Genomic DNA, 15,476 nt, shown 5'->3' with positions numbered 1-15,476 from the left:
TTCGGACGGCGGAGGCGCGGCGCGCGTGTCCAGGCGGGTCCACGCTGTCGGGATGCCCCGGCCTCCTCGTCCCCGATCGGTCGTCCTCGCACGGGACGCTCTCGCGAGTGCCGTCCGCGAGGCGCTGTCCGTCGTGTCACCCGTCTCGTGCGCGGGATGCCACGAGCCCGACGTCGGGCTGTGCGACGACTGCCGACGTCGGCTCGTCCCCGAGGTCGTCCGGGTCGACCTGCCCGACGGGCTCCCGGTCTTCGCCGGGCTCGTCTACGCCTTCGAGGCGCGGGGTGTCGTGCTGGCCTTCAAGAACGGCGGTCGGGTGCGCCTGGCCGAGGTGCTCGCCCCGGCCCTCGCCGCCGCCCTCGAGTCCTGTGCCCGTCACGGGTCGTACGAGGGGGCGTCCGTCGTGGACGGGGGCACGGGCGATCGGTCGCTGCTCGTCGTGCCGGTGCCGCCGTCGCGACGGGGGCGGCGTCGGCGGGGCTACGACCCGGTCGACCTGGTGCTGCGCCGGCTCGGGCTCGTGGTCGGCACGCGGGTGCTCGTGCCGACGGCGCGGGCCGGCGGCGGCCAGAAGGGCCGCGACCGGCAGCAGCGTCTCAGGGGACGCGAGGGCAGCCTGCGTGCCACCCGCGACCTCCGGGGGTCGCGGGTCGTCCTGGTCGACGACGTCGTGACGACAGGTGGCACCCTGCAGGAGGCGCGGCGTGCGCTGACCGCCCGGGGCGCGGTCGTGGTCGGTGCGGCCTGTCTCGCTGCCACCCCGTTGCGGTCGGGCGCCGACCGCCCCTGAGCGAACGGTGAACGGTACGTGACACGGGGGTGTCCGGGTCGCTACGGTGGGGCGAAAGGCGTGAAAGGACATCCGCCTGGCTGACAGGCGGCACGTCGATAGCCACAGGAGGTCGTCATGGAAATTTCCGTCACGGGTCGAAACGTCGGCATCACCGATCGTTTCCGCGAGTACGCCACCGAGAAGGCAGACAAGGTCGCCGCGCTGGCCACGAAGGCCCTGGCCCTCGAGGTCAAGGTCTCGCGGCACCACGAGAAGTCCGGCGGGCAGGCGGGCGACGACCGGGTCGAGATCACCCTGATCGGCCCCGGCCCCCTCGTGCGGGCCGAGTCCACGGCCGCCGACAAGTACGCGGCGTTCGATCTCGCGATCGGTCGCCTCCTCGAACGGGTGCGCCGGGCGAAGGACCGGCAGAAGATCCATCGCGGGCAACACCGACCGACGTCGCTGCGCGAGGCAGCCACGGCCGACTTCAGCGGGGTCGGCGTCACGCCCGCCGCGGCCGAGACGCTCGACCAGGTCCGTACCGGCGCCGTGACGGTGGTGGGCGACGAGGCCCCCGCCGACGAGGTCGAAGAGGACTACTGCCCCGTGGTCATCCGCGAGAAGGTCTTCGCGTCGACACCCATGTCCGTCGACGACGCCCTCTACTACATGGAGCTCGTCAGTCACGACTTCTACCTCTTCATCGACGCCGAGACCGAGCGCCCGAGCGTCGTGTACCGGCGCAAGGGCTGGGACTACGGCGTGATCGGGCTCGACCAGGACTCGCCCGACCTGCAAGAGACCGCGACGGCGCTGCGGGCGGGCCTGGTGAGCTGACCCCCGGGTCGTCGGTGGCCGACACCCCGGGAGGCGCGGGCACGTCCCTGCCGCCTCCCAGGGGGGTCGGCCACTACGCTTGCTAAGATCGTGGGCCGGTCCAGGACGGACCGTCGACACCTCGGTGCTCCGATGCGGATCACCTCAGCGAGACCGCGGAGCGTTCTGCGGGTTCGACCGAACACATGGGAGCACACCAGTGGCCAACGTCCTCGAGAAGGTCCTCCGCGTCGGCGAGGGCCGCACGCTGCGCAAGCTGAAGGCCTACGCCAAGGCGGTCAACGAGCTCGAGGACGACTTCACGACCCTCACCGACGACGAGCTGCGCAACGAGACCGTCGAGCTGCGCGAGCGCTACGCCTCGGGTGAATCGCTCGACGACCTGCTGCCCGAGGCCTTCGCCGCCGTCCGTGAGGCGTCGAAGCGCACCCTGGGGCTTCGGCACTTCGACGTGCAGCTCATGGGTGGCGCGGCCTTGCACCTCGGCAACATCGCCGAGATGAAGACCGGTGAGGGCAAGACCCTCGTCGCCACCACGGCAGCGTACCTGAACGCCATCGCCTCCCGGGGTGTGCACGTCATCACGGTCAACGACTTCCTCGCGAGCTACCAGTCCGAGCTGATGGGGCGCGTGTTCCGGGCGCTCGGCATGACCACCGGCTGCATCCTGTCGGGTCAGACCCCGGCCGAGCGTCGCGAGATGTACGCCGCCGACATCACCTACGGCACGAACAACGAGTTCGGCTTCGACTACCTCCGCGACAACATGGCCTGGCAGGCGCAGGACATGGTGCAGCGGGGCCACTTCTTCGCGATCGTCGACGAGGTCGACTCGATCCTCATCGACGAGGCCCGCACGCCGCTCATCATCTCGGGCCCGTCGTCGGGCGAGGCCAACCGCTGGTTCACCGAGTTCGCCACCATCGCTCGGCGTCTCGTCTCGGGCACCGACTACGAGGTCGACGAGAAGAAGCGCACCGTGGGCGTCCTCGAGCCCGGCATCGAGAAGGTCGAGGACTACCTCGGCATCGACAACCTGTACGAGTCGGCCAACACCCCGCTCATCTCGTTCCTCAACAACGCCATCAAGGCCGACGCGCTCTTCAAACGCGACAAGGACTACGTCGTCATCAACGGCGAGGTGTTGATCGTCGACGAGCACACCGGTCGCATCCTCAGCGGCCGCCGCTACAACGAGGGCATCCACCAGGCCATCGAGGCGAAAGAGGGCGTGTCGGTCAAGGCCGAGAACCAGACCCTCGCGACGGTCACGCTGCAGAACTACTTCCGCCTCTACAAGAAGCTCTCCGGCATGACCGGTACGGCCGAGACCGAGGCCGCCGAGTTCATGAGCACCTACAAGCTCGGCGTCGTGCCCATCCCGACCAACCGGCCGATGCAGCGCATCGACCAGACCGACCTCGTCTACAAGAACGAGACGAGCAAGTTCGACCAGGTCGTGGAAGACATCGTCGAACGGCACGAGAAGGGCCAGCCCGTGCTGGTCGGTACGACCAGTGTCGAGAAGAGCGAGTACCTCTCCCGACTGCTCGCCAAGAAGGGCGTCAAGCACGAGGTGCTCAACGCCAAGAACCACGCCCGAGAGGCCGCCATCGTGGCCCAGGCCGGTCGTGCCGGCGCCGTGACCGTCGCCACCAACATGGCCGGTCGCGGGACCGACATCATGCTCGGCGGCAACGCCGAGTTCCTCGCCGTCGCCGAGATGAACGCCAAGGGGCTCAGCCCGGTGGACACCCCCGACGAGTACGAGGCCGCGTGGGACGACGTCTTCGCCGCCCAGAAGGCCGCCGTGCAAGAAGAGGCCGAGAAGGTCATCGAGGCGGGCGGGTTGTACGTCCTCGGCACCGAACGTCACGAGTCCCGTCGCATCGACAACCAGCTGCGCGGTCGGTCGGGTCGTCAGGGCGACCCCGGTGAGAGCCGGTTCTACCTGTCGTTGACCGACGACCTGATGCGTCTGTTCAACTCGGGCGCCGCCGAGTCGCTCATGGGTCGCGGCAACGTGCCGGACGACCTCGCGATCGAGAACAAGATCGTCGGGCGGGCCATCCGCTCGGCGCAGTCGCAGGTCGAGTCGCGCAACGCCGAGATCCGCAAGAACGTCCTCAAGTACGACGACGTCCTCAACCGTCAGCGCGAGGCCATCTACGGTGACCGCCGACACATCCTCGAGGGCGACGACCTGAAGGACCGCAGCCAGAAGTTCCTCGAGGACGTCGTCAACGAGGTGATCGACCAGCACACGGGTGACGGCAGCCCCGACGACTGGGACCTCGACGCCCTCTGGACCGAACTCGGCACCCTGTACCCGATCTCGATCACCATCGACGAGGTCATCACCGAGGCCGGCTCCAAGGGCAAGGCGACCCGGGCGTTCCTCGGGCAAGAGATCCTCTCCGACGCCAAGGTCGCCTACGAGGCGCGTACCGAGACCCTCGGCGAGCCCGCCATGCGCGAGCTCGAGCGTCGAGTCGTGCTGTCGGTCATCGACCGTCGTTGGCGCGACCACCTCTACGAGATGGACTACCTGAAGGACGGCATCGGTCTGCGGGCCATGGCCCAGCGCGATCCGCTCGTCGAGTACCAGCGCGAGGGGTACGCGTTGTTCCAGAGCATGATGGGGCAGATCCGCGAAGAGACCGTCGGGTTCCTCTTCAACCTCGAGGTCGAGGTCCAGGGTCAGGTCGGTGCCACCGAGGCTCCCGTCATCGCGGCCAAGGGTCTCGAGGCCGAGAAGCAGCCGCAGGCGCAGCTGGCCTACTCGGCTCCCAACATCGACGGCGAGGTCGAGGTGCGCAACCAGCGCGGTCAGCTCGAGAAGGGTGCGACCGCCAAGGCGCAGAAGGCGCAGGACGAGGCCGAGCGCTCCGAGTCGCCCGAGATCGCCGCGGCACGGGCGTCCGGTGGCCCGTCGGCACGTCAGGCGGACGACGGCAAGGTCGGCGCCTTCGGTCAGAAGACCGGTGGCGGTGAGGCTCCGGTCAACCGGGCCGAGCGTCGGGCGTCCGGCAAGAAGAGCCGCTGATCGGCTCGTCCGATCGACAGACGACGCGCCCCCGAGCTCGGCTCGGGGGCGCGTCGTCTGTCGTCGGCGTCTCGGTCGACCGTCAGAGCACGTGCACGGCGGCCGCTCGCCATCGGCTGTCGTAGGTCTCGAGTCGGACGGCGACCGCTCGACTGCGACCGCGCCCGTGCAGGACGACGACCGATTCGATCACCCCGTCGGCGGGCGAGCTCGACCGGATGCTGCCGATCGTGAAGACCGGACGTTGCGTTCGAGTGCCGTGGGCCGACCGGGCCCGGGCCGCGAGGACGACGCGCTTGTGCAGGGTGCGGTAGACGTCTTCGGTGACCCATCGCGAGACCTGGTCGAGCTCTCGTGCCCCGGCCAGGATCTCGACGACGCAGCGCACCAGGTTCTCGACGAGCAGGTCCGGATCGTCCGGGAAGGGTGACTCGTGCTGGGTGCCGACCGGTGGGACGGGCCGCACGTGGGGCGTGGCACCGGACGGTCGATCGCCGGGTGAGGGTTTCGACGTCGGCACGGCCGGCACGGCCGGGCCCGGGTCGCACAGGGGCGGGACGGGTCTCAGGTGCGGCCGAGGCGACGCCGTGGGCCCGAGGGGCTCGAGGGGCTCGGCGAGGGCGAGGGCGTGGGTGTTCGAGGGCATGGGCAGTCTTCCTGTTCACGTGCGTCCGGGCATGACTAGAAGATATGACATGTGGAATGGCAAAACCAGACCGACTCGACGGTCTGTGGAGAATCGGCGGGCATGCGGTCCTGCTCGGAGGCGACCGACGCCTCCGGACGGGTCGTCGACCTAGACTGAACGGGTGTCGACGCTCAGTGATCTCGTTCTCGCCCAGGGCCTCTCGAGCGAGGTGGACGTCGAGTGGCTGCACCTGCTGGTGGGGGACTGGCAGCTGCTCGCGGACCTCGCGTTCGCCGACATCGTCCTCTGGGTGCCCACGCAGGCCGGCAGCTTCGTCGCCGTCGCCCACGCGCGGCCGTCGAGCTCGGCCACGTTGTTCTACCGGGACTTCGTCGGACAAGAGGTGCGCCCCGAGTGGCGCGAGCAGATCGAGCAAGCCTTCACGACGACCCGCATCGTCGACTCGGCCGCGCCCGACTGGTACGAAGAGACGCCGACGCGCGTCCGGGCCGTGCCCGTGCTCCGTCGCCTCGGGGCCAGCCGACCCGACGTCACCGACGCACCGATCGCGATCATCACCCGGCACACGAACCTCAGCGAGGCCCGCACCCCCAGCCGCCAAGAGCTGACCTTCAACCAGTGCTCCAACGACCTCTTCGCCATGATCGCCGCCGGCGACTTCCCCGACCTCGGGGCTCCGACGGGTCCGCGACGAGGCGCACCCCGCGCCTCCGACGGGCTGCTCCGCCTCGACGTCGACGGCATGGTGACCTTCGCGAGCCCCAACGGCCTGTCGGCCTTCAACCGCATGGGGTTCGCCGGCGAGCTCGAGGGCGAGTCGCTGGCCGAGGTCACCACCGGGTTGCTCGCGGGCAAGCTCGTGATCGACGAGTCCCTGCCGCTGGTCGTCACGGGTCGGGCGCCCTGGCGCACCGACATCGAGGCGCGGGGGGTCACGGTGTCGTTGCGGGCGATCCCGCTGCGCGATCGCGGTGAGCGCGTCGGGGCGATCGTGCTCTGCCGCGACGTGACCGAGCTGCGTCACCAGGAGCGCGAGCTGATCACCAAGGACGCCACGATCCGCGAGATCCACCACCGGGTCAAGAACAACCTGCAGACGGTCGCGTCGCTGTTGCGCATCCAGGCGCGACGCACCCGCACCGACGTCGCCCGCGAGGCTCTGACCCAGGCCATGCGCCGCGTGCAGTCGATCGCGGTCGTGCACGACACGCTGTCCGAGGGGCTCAGTCAGAACGTGGACTTCGACACCGTCTTCGACCGGGTGCTGATGCTCATCGCCGAGGTCGCGTCGAGCCACAACACGACGGTCCGCCCCACCATGACGGGCAGCTTCGGCGCCCTGCCGAGCGAGTACGCGACGCCCCTGGCCCTCGCGCTGACCGAGCTCGTGACGAACGCCGTCGAGCACGGTCTCGACGGCCGCGACGGCGAGGTCGAGATCGTCGCCGACCGCCGGGCCGAAGAGCTCACGGTCAAGGTTCGCGACAACGGCGTCGGGCTGCCCGAGGGCAAGGTCGGCTCGGGCCTCGGCACCCAGATCGTCCGCACCCTGATCCAGGGTGAGCTCGGCGGCACCATCGACTGGCACACCCTCGTCGGCAACGGCACCGAGGTCACCATCGAGATCCCGTTCCGCTGGCTCACCCAGCCCTGAGCCCGCGCGCGGCCCCGGACGCGACGAAGCCCGGCACCTGTGATCAGGTGCCGGGCTTCGTCATCGGCCGTGAGGGCCGGAGGTCGATCGCCGAGGGCGGTCGACGAGGGGTCAGCTGGCGCGGCGGGCGCGGGCGGCGCGACGCTTCAGCGCACGACGCTCGTCCTCGCTCAGACCGCCCCAGACGCCGGAGTCCTGCGACGTCTCGAGCGCGTACTGCAAGCAGGTCTCGGTGACGGTGCAGCGCCCGCACACGGCCTTGGCCTTGTCGATCTGGTCGACGGCGGGACCCGTGTTGCCGACGGGGAAGAAGAGCTCCGGGTCAGCCTGCAGGCAAGCGGCTTTGTCGCGCCAATCCATCGATGGGTACTCCTTAAAAGTGCAGAACCAGGCACGACGAAGCGCCTGGTTCGGGATGGGGAAAGAGAAGAATGCGGGAGGCGCGCACCGCAATGTACGCGTCACTTCGACCTCGAATATGGTCGCATACTGGTACGGCCAAATCAAGGATTTTTCGGAGGCTCACACGTGACCACAGCAGGCTCTGACGGCCCCCGAGACGAGACCGGTCGGTCTGCCGAGACCCGTCGACCCGCCCTGCTCTGGGTCGTGATCGTCCTGCTCGCGGCGGAGTTCCTGCTCGTCGCCGCGACGGCCGTGTTCCTGCTCGTCGAGCTGCTCGTGGCCCGCCCCGACTCGTATCCCTCGGCCGTCGCGATCTTCGTGTTGACCCTGCTGGCGACGGCGTGGCTCGGAGCGATCGTGCTCGGCGCCCTGCGGGGCCGAGCCTGGATCAGGGGGGCGGCGATCGTCTGGCAGGTGCTGCAGTTCGCGGTCGGCATCGGCAGCCTGCAGGGCGTCTTCGCGAACCCGACCATCGGCCTCGCGCTCCTCGTGCCGGCCGTCGCCGTCGTGGTCTTGTTGCTCGTGCCGTCCGTCGTCGCCGCCACCTCGGCGCGCGACCAAGAGCCGCACGTCTACTGACCGCGACCGACCCGCCCCGAGGGGCGAGGCGACACGCAGGAGGCGCGGTGCCGGTCTCGAGGACCGGCACCGCGCCTCCTGCGCTCGCGTCGACGACCGGTGTCAGTCGAGGCCGAGCTTCTTGCGGAGCGACGCCACGTGCCCCGTCGCCTTGACGTTGTAGAGCGGCAGCTCGACGGCGCCCTGCTCGTCGACCACGAACGTGGACCGGATGGTGCCCGTCACGATGCGGCCGTAGTTGTTCTTCTCGCCGTAGGCGCCGTACGCCTGGTGGACCGTCAGCTCGGGGTCGCTGAGCAGCGGGAAGTTCAGCCCCTGCTCGTCCTTGAACTCGAGCAGGGCGGCGGGCTCGTCCTTCGAGACGCCCAGCACCTGGTAGCCCGACGACTTCAGCGAGTTGATGTTGTCGCGAAAGTCGCACGCCTCGGTCGTGCAGCCCGGCGTCGACGCCGCCGGGTAGAAGTACACGATGACCTTCTGCCCCGAGTAGTCGGCGAGCGAGACGGGCCAACCGTTCTCGTCGTCGAGGGTGAACGTGGGCGCGGCAGCGCCCTTCTCGAGCTTCGTGGGCATGGTGCTCCGATCTGCGGGCGCCACGACGGCGCCGGTGGTTCTGAGGGGGTCAGAACTCATGCTAGAGTCATTCCTCGTTGCGGCACGCGCCGCAGCTCGCACCTCTAGCTCAATTGGCAGAGCAACTGACTCTTAATCAGTGGGTTCTCGGTTCAAGTCCGAGGGGGTGCACCACAGAAGGCCCGGTCAGACGCATCATCTGACCGGGCCTTCGTCGTCGGCGGACACCGGGGTGGCTTCACCCCGGCGATCGACCCGCCCGAGGACCTCGTCGACGACGACGGAGGCGCGGGCGACCTCGAGGGCCGGCCCGCGCCTCCTGAGTCCGCGGTGGTGGGGCTACTGGCCGTCGCGGGGGACCTGCGAGGCGGCGTCGCGGCCGGTCACGGGGTACGGGCCGGTCATGCCCTCGCGCAGGCGGGCGGCGGCCAGGATGCGGTCGCGCTGCAGGTGCCAACCGAGCATCAGCAGGGGGATGATCACGACGAGCGACATGACCGTGAACGACCCGATCGGCCAGTCGATCGCCATCAGCACGACCACCGCGGCCAGGAACGCCAGCGTCAGGTAGCTCGTCACCGGCGCACCCGGCAACTTGAACGAGGGTTCTTTCGCCTTGCCCTCCTTCGCCCACTGACGAAGCCGCATCTGGCAGAGGATGATCGTGCCCCACGCCGTCAGGATGCCCAGCGACGCGATGTTCAGCACGATCTCGAACGCCGTGTTCGCCCCGACGATCGCGTTGAGCACCACGCCCAACAGGGTGATGCTCGCGGTCAGCAGGATGCCGCCGAACGGCACCCCGCCCTTCGACATCTTCGTCGTGAACTTCGGGGCCGACCCGTTCATGCCCATCGAGTGCAGCACCCGACCGGTCGAGTAGAGCCCGGCGTTGAGGCTCGACAGCGCCGCCGTGACGACGACGAAGTTCATGATCGACCCCGCGATGTCGCCCACCTCGGGGCTGCCGATGCTGCTGAAGAACGTGACGAACGGGCTCTCGCCGGCCTTGTACGCCGTGTAGGGCAGCAGCAGCGACAGCAGCACCAGCGACCCGACGTAGAACACGGCGATGCGGATGATGACCGTGTTGATCGCGCGCGGCACGACCTTCTCGGGGTTCTGGGTCTCGCCCGACGCCGTGCCCACCAACTCGATCGCGGCGTAGGCGAAGACGACGCCCTGCACCACGATCACGGCGGGCAGCAGGCCGTTCGGCAGGATGCCCGACGACGCCACCAGGCCCCAGCCGGTGTCGACCGCTGCGCCGTCGTGCGTGACGGGGAACGCCGCCGCGAGCCACACGACGCCGACCACGAGGAACACCACGAGGGCGGCGACCTTGATGATGGCGAACCAGAACTCCATCTCGCCGAAGACCTTCACGGCCAACAGGTTGACCGAGAGCACCACGGCGAGGGCGACGAGGGCCAGCAGCCAGTCGGGTGCCGCCGTGAACGCCGACCAGTAGTGCAGGTAGAGGGCCACCGCGGTGACGTCGACGATGGCCGTCATCGCCCAGTTCAGGAAGTACATCCACCCGGCCGCGTACGCGAACTTCTCACCGAAGAACTCGCGCGCGTACGAGACGAACGACCCCGACGACGGGCGATGCAGCACCAGCTCGCCGAGGGCGCGCAGGATGAAGAAGGCGAAGACGCCGCAGATCGCGAACACGATCGCGAGCGCCGGGCCGGCCGACGCCAGCCGACCGCCGGCACCGAGGAAGAGCCCCGTGCCGATCGCACCGCCGATGGCGATCATCTGCAGCTGACGGGGCTTCAGACCGTGTTGGAAGCCCTCTTGCTCGTGCGAGAAGTCTTGCGGGAGGTGGGTCTCGGTGGAGGCGTCGCCGCCCCCGTTCGTGGGACTCGTCATCGGTCGACCGTAGCCCCTATCGGTTTCGTCCGCATCACGGCCGTGAGACGGGTGAACCCCCAGGAGGCGCGGTGCCGATTCACATCCGCATAACGAATGGGTGACGATCGACATCCCCGGAGGCATGGGCGACACGCCGGGGTGGGGTGCACCAGGGGTTCCTCCTGGACGGGTTCGCAATTCGGATGAACGACGGATGTCGGCTACGGTCGTGGAGGCCCGGGAGACCGGGCCCGTCATCATCAGGACGCGCCGACCGATGGTCCGACCAGTTCGGGTTCCGGTCGTCGTACGGTCTGGTGGCGCGAGGGTCCGGTCCCATGACCGACCCGGCGGAGGTCAGGTTCGCCCCGTGACATCACGGTGGGCTTGAGCCGACACGGTCCGCACGCGTCGTCGACCCGTCCGCCCGACCCGATCGCCGCCGACGGCGAGCCGGCCCGAGCGGCCGGTGCCCCCTCGGCGTGCCTGGAGACACCTGTGACCACTACGCCAGCCGTGCGTGCCCGGAACCTGTACAAGGTGTTCGGCCGCCGACCCAAGGACGCCGTCGCCCGACTCGAGGCCGGCGCCTCACGTGCCGAGGCCGCGGGCCTCGGCACCGCCGCCGTCATCGACGCGTCGTTCGACGTCCAGCCCGGCGAGATCTTCGTCGTGATGGGGCTGTCCGGCTCGGGCAAGTCGACGCTCATCCGCATGCTGAACGGCCTGCTCGAGCCCACGTCCGGTTCGGTCGAGGTCGCGGGCTCCGCGATCTCGGACGTCCCGGCCAAGCGGCTCCGCGAGGTGCGTCGGAAGAACGTGTCGATGGTGTTCCAGCACTTCGCGCTGCTGCCGCACCGCACCGTCATCGACAACGTCGCCTACGGCCTCGAGGTGCAGGGGGTCGCGAAGGCGGCCCGTCTGGCCAAGGCCCGCGAGGTCACCGAGATCGTCGGCCTCGCCGGCTGGGAGGACGAGCTGCCGAGCCAGCTCTCGGGCGGCATGCAGCAGCGCGTCGGCCTGGCCCGCGCCCTCGCCGCCGAGACCGACATCCTGCTGATGGACGAGGCGTTCTCGGCCCTCGATCCGCTGATCCGCCGCGAGATGCAGGAGCAGCTCGTCGAGCTGCAGGCGAAGCTCGGCAAGACGATCGTCTTCATCACCCACGACCTGAACGAGGCGATGTTCCTCGGGGACCGCATCGCCGTGATGCGCGACGGCCGCATCGTGCAGATCGGCACGCCCGAGGACATCCTCACCGACCCGGCCAACGACTACGTCGCCCAGTTCGTGCAGGACGTCGACCGGGCGCGCGTCCTCACGGCGGCCAGCGTCATGGAGCCCGCCCGGGCGGTCGTCCCGCTCACGGTCGGCCCCCGGGGCGCCCTGCGGTCACTGCGCGACCTGCAGACCGCCGCCCTGTTCGTCACTGGCCGCGACCGCAAGCTCCTCGGCTGGGTGCGCGACCGTCACGTCATGCGCCAGGTCAAGGCCAACGACACCGACCTCGCGGCCATCGTCAACGCCGAGTTCTCGAAGGTCGGGCCCGAGGCGGCCCTCGTCGACCTCTTCGAGCTGGCCGTCGAGAGCCCGCTGCCGATCGCCGTCGTCGACGACGCCGACCGCCTGCTCGGCGTCATCCCGCGCGTGACCCTGCTCGCGGCGCTCGGCAACGTCGACACGACCACCTCGCCCATCCCCGTGCTCGAGCCCGTCACCCGCATCTCGGACGTCGAGCTCGACGCCACCCTCGAAGGAGCCACCCGATGAACGAGTACCTCCGCATCCCCTTCGGCTCCTGGGTCTCGGACGTCGTCGACTGGATCACCACCAACCTCGGCGGCTTCTTCGACGTCATCCGCCTGGTCTTCACGTTCTTCTACGAGTGGGTCGCGTACTTCCTGAGCGCGCCTCCGTTCTGGGCGGTCGTCATCGTGATCGCGGCCCTCGCCTTCGTCGCGAAGGGCTGGAAGTTCTCGGTCGGCACCGCCGTCGGCCTGCTGTTCATCGGCACGGTCAACCAGTGGGACAACGCGATGTCGAGCCTCGCCCTCGTGCTCGTCGCGAGCACGCTCGCGATCGCGCTGAGCATCCCGCTCGGCGTGCTCGCCGCGAAGTCGACCGTGGCGTCGCAGATCATCCGGCCCGTGCTCGACTTCATGCAGACGACGCCCGCGTTCGTCTACCTCATCCCGGCCCTGCTGCTGTTCCGCGTCGGCGTCGTGCCCGGCATCGTCGCGACCATCGTCTTCGCCATGGCCCCCGGCGTCCGCCTGACCGAGCTCGGCATCCGCGGAGTCGACAAAGAGGTGGTCGAGGCCGGCCAGGCGTTCGGCTCGTCGCCGTGGCGGATCCTGCGACAGATCCAGCTGCCGCTCGCGAAGCCCAGCATCATGGCCGGCGTCAACCAGGTCATCATGCTCTCGCTGTCGATGGTCGTCATCGCCGGCATGGTCGGCGCGGGCGGGTTGGGCGGCGACATCGTCGCGAGCCTCAACCGCATCGACGTCGGATTGGGTGCCGAGGCCGGCATCTCGGTCGTCATCCTGGCGATCGTGCTCGACCGCATGACCGCGGCGCTCGGCTCCGACCGTCACGGTCGGCGGGTGGCGCGGGCGCAGAACCGCCGGTCGGTCCCGCCGACCCCGGCGCCCGACCGTGCAGAGGCCGAGCAGCCCCTGCCCCCCGCCGACCGCCGCGAACCCGCGACGGCCTCGGCCTAGACCCCGACCACCTGCGGGACGGGAGCAGCACCCGCCCACCCGACCCGCGCCTCCTGCACCACCCGAAAGGACCACATGAAGAAGCGCACCATCGCCGCATCGATCGCCCTCGGCACCACCGCCGTCCTCGGACTCGCAGCCTGCTCGCCCCCCGGCAGCAGCTCGTCGGCCGACGCCGAGACGCTCGACAACGGCGACCAGGCCGTCGTCGACCTCGCCGTGTTCAACGGCTGGGACGAGGGCATCGCGGCCTCGTGGCTGTGGAAGACCGTCCTCGAGGAGAAGGGCTACACGGTCAACCTCGAGCCGGCCGACGTCGCTCCCGTCTACAGCGGCCTCACCACCGACGACTACGACGTCGTGCTCGACACCTGGCTGCCCACGACCCACGCGTCGTACATCGAGCAGTACGGTGACGACCTGACCGACCTCGGCGCCTGGAACGACGGCGCCAAGCTCGCGGTCGCCGTGAACGAGGACGCCCCGATCGACTCGCTCGACGAGCTGGCGGCCAACGCCGACCTGTTCGGCGGCAAGATCGTCGGCATCGAGCCGGGGGCCGGCCTCACCGCCGCGGTCCAGGACGAGACGATCCCCACCTACGGCCTGGACGACATGCAGCTGCAGACCTCGTCGACCGCCGCCATGCTCACCGAGCTGAAGAGCGCGACCGACGCGGGCGAGAACATCGCGGTCACGCTCTGGAGCCCGCACTGGGCCTACGACGCCTTCCCGATCAAGGACCTCGCCGACCCCGAGGGCACCCTGGGCGACGCCGAGGGCATCCACTCGTTCGGTGGCAAGAGCTTCACGGCGAACTTCCCGCAGCTGACCGAGTGGCTGCAGGGCTTCGACATGGACACCGAGACCCTGTCGTCGCTCGAGAACGCCATGTTCAACGGTGACGCGGTCGACGGCGACGACTACGCCCCCGTCGTCGAGAAGTGGATCTCCGAGAACCAGGACTACGTCGACGGCCTCACCAGCTGATCCGATCCCTGCACGACGTCGCCCCGGCCGAGCCCCGCTCGCCCGGGGCGTCGTCGTGCCGGGCGATCGGCCGGGTGACGCGGAGCCGGGTGAAAGCACAGCCGGACGACACCCGACGCACAGCCAACCCCGAGGTCATACCCCGGGAGGCGCGGGTAGCGTCGTCGGCGGACGTCACCGAGACGCCCGCGCACCATCAGCACCTGCACCACGAGAGGCACCACCCGTGAGCACCACCGCACCGACCGACGTCCTGAGGAGAATGGCCCGCGTCATCACGCGCACCGTCTCGTCCGACCTCGTCCAGGTGTCGACCCCCGACCGCGTGCTCGGCCACGTCCGGGCCGAGCAGGGCACCTTCGTCGCCCTGCGCGGTGCCGACCCCCGCTGGGGCGAGGTCGTCGGGCGGTACCCCTCCGAGGGACTGGCCCTCGAGGCCCTGCGGCAGCGCAAACGCTCGATCTGATCCACCGCTGCGTCGGGTCGCTCCCGAGCGGCCCCTCGGTCAGGCCTGACGAACGCGGGGGAGCCTAGCCACCGACGCCGGCGAAGAACGATGTGAGCTGGCGCGTGATCCGGTCGCGCGCCTCCTCGTCCGAGATGGTGGCCGAACCGTCGTCCGACTGCTCGCCGTAGCTGCCGAACTGCGCGTGGTTCGACCCGTCGATCTCGACCACCGACGCGCTGCCCGGCAGCATGTCGCGGTATTCCGCGATCTTCGCCGGGGTGCTCAGACCGTCCTTGGAACCCCCGAGGCTGAGGACCGCCAGCTCGTCGTCGTCCGAGAGGTCGGTGGTCGCGCAATACGAGCCGAGGAGCACCAGCGCGTCCACCGTCCGGTCGTCGGCGGCGTACTGACAGGCGCGCACGCCGCCGAGCGAGTGGCCTCCGACGGCCCACGTGTCGACCTCCGGGGCGAGGTCGGTGAAGGTCGAGAGCGGACGGGGGTCGAGGATGCCGAACCCGAGGGTGGGTCGTTCGACGACGACGGTGATGCCGGTGGCGACGAGCCCCGCGAAGGTCTGCTCGTAAGCCTGCGGGTCGACCCGGGCACCGGCGACGAAGACGAGACCCTGGCCGGTGGCCGTCGTCTCGGCCGGTCGCATCACGACCGTGTCGGGCCTGCTCGTCACCTCGACCCGTTCGTCGGCGGACACCGAGGCGAGCGAGGCGGCCGTCGCCGACATCGGCGTCTTGGCCCACACGAAGAAGCCCGTGACGGCGAGCACCACGACGGCGAACAGCGCGAGTGCCACCCCCTTGAGCACGCGTCGCCGTCGTGACCGGTGACGCGGGGGCGTCGACGGTGTGGCGGGCTCGTGACGGGAAGCTGTGGATCGTCTCACCGTTCCATCGTCCCAGGGCCGAGCCCGGACGGAGCCGTG

The 15,476-nt window shown here is 69.7% G+C and carries 14 protein-coding genes and 1 tRNA gene; 10 read left to right on the top strand and 5 right to left on the bottom strand.

From position 1 onward, the window contains the following. The first annotated feature begins 52 nt into the window (after positions 1–52). The 3 genes from AC1MBW_RS01490 (at position 53) to secA (ending at position 4,658) form a co-directional block, all read left to right on the top strand. A complete protein-coding gene (locus AC1MBW_RS01490) occupies positions 53–790 on the top strand; it encodes a ComF family protein (RefSeq protein WP_480025226.1) in 738 nt (245 codons plus the stop codon). Between the two features lie 117 nt (positions 791–907). Beyond that, the gene (gene hpf, locus AC1MBW_RS01485) at positions 908–1,612 is read left to right on the top strand and encodes a ribosome hibernation-promoting factor, HPF/YfiA family (RefSeq protein ID WP_480025225.1); all 705 of its coding nucleotides are present in this window, start codon (positions 908–910) and stop codon (positions 1,610–1,612) included. A 199-nt stretch (positions 1,613–1,811) separates the two neighbouring features. Continuing rightward, positions 1,812–4,658, top strand: a complete 2,847-nt coding sequence (gene secA, locus AC1MBW_RS01480; RefSeq protein ID WP_480025224.1) for a preprotein translocase subunit SecA — start codon at positions 1,812–1,814, stop codon at positions 4,656–4,658. Positions 4,659–4,740: 82 nt separating this feature from the next. Here the strand turns inward: secA and AC1MBW_RS01475 are convergent, their stop codons facing one another. Beyond that, positions 4,741–5,304, bottom strand: a complete 564-nt coding sequence (locus AC1MBW_RS01475; protein ID WP_480025223.1) for an Rv3235 family protein — start codon at positions 5,302–5,304, stop codon at positions 4,741–4,743. Between the two features lie 163 nt (positions 5,305–5,467). On the opposite strand from AC1MBW_RS01475, the gene AC1MBW_RS01470 reads away from it, so the two are divergent. Continuing rightward, entirely contained in the window at positions 5,468–6,961 is a 1,494-nt protein-coding gene (locus AC1MBW_RS01470; RefSeq protein WP_043594002.1) for a sensor histidine kinase, read from the top strand. A 111-nt stretch (positions 6,962–7,072) separates the two neighbouring features. Here AC1MBW_RS01470 and AC1MBW_RS01465 read toward each other — a convergent pair whose 3' ends face one another. Then, positions 7,073–7,321, bottom strand: coding sequence for a WhiB family transcriptional regulator (locus tag AC1MBW_RS01465; RefSeq protein WP_043594001.1), 249 nt, complete (start codon positions 7,319–7,321; stop codon positions 7,073–7,075). A 168-nt stretch (positions 7,322–7,489) separates the two neighbouring features. Here AC1MBW_RS01465 and AC1MBW_RS01460 point away from each other — a divergent pair, with 168 nt between their 5' ends. After that, positions 7,490–7,945 carry a hypothetical protein gene (locus tag AC1MBW_RS01460; protein WP_480025222.1) on the top strand — a complete coding sequence of 152 codons (456 nt, stop codon included), beginning with the start codon at positions 7,490–7,492 and terminating at the stop codon, positions 7,943–7,945. 102 nt (positions 7,946–8,047) lie between these two features. On the opposite strand, the gene bcp is transcribed toward AC1MBW_RS01460, so the two are convergent. Beyond that, on the bottom strand, positions 8,048–8,518 hold the full coding sequence (gene bcp / locus AC1MBW_RS01455) for a thioredoxin-dependent thiol peroxidase (RefSeq protein WP_480025221.1): 471 nt from the start codon (positions 8,516–8,518) through the stop codon (positions 8,048–8,050). Positions 8,519–8,616: 98 nt separating this feature from the next. On the opposite strand from bcp, the gene AC1MBW_RS01450 reads away from it, so the two are divergent. Continuing rightward, positions 8,617–8,692, top strand: a tRNA-Lys gene (locus AC1MBW_RS01450). Between the two features lie 165 nt (positions 8,693–8,857). Here AC1MBW_RS01450 and AC1MBW_RS01445 read toward each other — a convergent pair. After that, positions 8,858–10,396 (bottom strand): amino acid permease, encoded by a 1,539-nt coding sequence (locus tag AC1MBW_RS01445; RefSeq protein WP_055971753.1) that lies wholly within the window; start codon positions 10,394–10,396, stop codon positions 8,858–8,860. Between the two features lie 480 nt (positions 10,397–10,876). Between AC1MBW_RS01445 and AC1MBW_RS01440 the strand changes: the two genes are divergently transcribed. The 4 genes from AC1MBW_RS01440 to AC1MBW_RS01425 all read left to right on the top strand — a co-directional run bounded on the left by AC1MBW_RS01440 (position 10,877) and on the right by AC1MBW_RS01425 (position 14,557). Beyond that, positions 10,877–12,148, top strand: a complete 1,272-nt coding sequence (locus AC1MBW_RS01440) for a quaternary amine ABC transporter ATP-binding protein (RefSeq protein WP_200908319.1) — start codon at positions 10,877–10,879, stop codon at positions 12,146–12,148. Further along, the gene (locus AC1MBW_RS01435; protein WP_480025220.1) at positions 12,145–13,101 is read left to right on the top strand and encodes an ABC transporter permease; all 957 of its coding nucleotides are present in this window, start codon (positions 12,145–12,147) and stop codon (positions 13,099–13,101) included. The genes AC1MBW_RS01440 and AC1MBW_RS01435 overlap by 4 nt, the downstream gene beginning before the upstream one ends. 75 nt (positions 13,102–13,176) lie before the next feature. Continuing rightward, positions 13,177–14,091, top strand: coding sequence for a glycine betaine ABC transporter substrate-binding protein (locus tag AC1MBW_RS01430; RefSeq protein ID WP_480025219.1), 915 nt, complete (start codon positions 13,177–13,179; stop codon positions 14,089–14,091). A gap of 226 nt (positions 14,092–14,317) precedes the next feature. After that, positions 14,318–14,557: a hypothetical protein gene (locus AC1MBW_RS01425; protein WP_143048533.1), complete on the top strand. Its 240-nt coding sequence runs from the start codon at positions 14,318–14,320 to the stop codon at positions 14,555–14,557. A gap of 64 nt (positions 14,558–14,621) precedes the next feature. On the opposite strand, the gene AC1MBW_RS01420 is transcribed toward AC1MBW_RS01425, so the two are convergent. Continuing rightward, on the bottom strand, positions 14,622–15,437 hold the full coding sequence (locus AC1MBW_RS01420) for an alpha/beta hydrolase (RefSeq protein ID WP_480025218.1): 816 nt from the start codon (positions 15,435–15,437) through the stop codon (positions 14,622–14,624). Between the last annotated feature and the right edge of the window lie 39 nt (positions 15,438–15,476).

Source organism: Frigoribacterium sp. AP1, assembly GCF_056680555.1.
This window is presented reverse-complemented; position numbering and strand designations above follow the sequence as displayed.

Bases quoted from the DNA above. Each gene is read 5' to 3' on its own strand.
- AC1MBW_RS01490 (WP_480025226.1), top strand. From the start codon at position 53: ATGCCCCGGCCTCCTCGTCCCCGATCGGTCGTCCTCGCACGGGACGCT.
- hpf (WP_480025225.1), top strand. From the start codon at position 908: ATGGAAATTTCCGTCACGGGTCGAAACGTCGGCATCACCGATCGTTTC.
- AC1MBW_RS01475 (WP_480025223.1), bottom strand. From the start codon at position 5,304: ATGCCCTCGAACACCCACGCCCTCGCCCTCGCCGAGCCCCTCGAGCCC.
- AC1MBW_RS01465 (WP_043594001.1), bottom strand. From the start codon at position 7,321: ATGGATTGGCGCGACAAAGCCGCTTGCCTGCAGGCTGACCCGGAGCTC.
- bcp (WP_480025221.1), bottom strand. From the start codon at position 8,518: ATGCCCACGAAGCTCGAGAAGGGCGCTGCCGCGCCCACGTTCACCCTC.
- AC1MBW_RS01445 (WP_055971753.1), bottom strand. From the start codon at position 10,396: ATGACGAGTCCCACGAACGGGGGCGGCGACGCCTCCACCGAGACCCAC.
- AC1MBW_RS01435 (WP_480025220.1), top strand. From the start codon at position 12,145: ATGAACGAGTACCTCCGCATCCCCTTCGGCTCCTGGGTCTCGGACGTC.
- AC1MBW_RS01430 (WP_480025219.1), top strand. From the start codon at position 13,177: ATGAAGAAGCGCACCATCGCCGCATCGATCGCCCTCGGCACCACCGCC.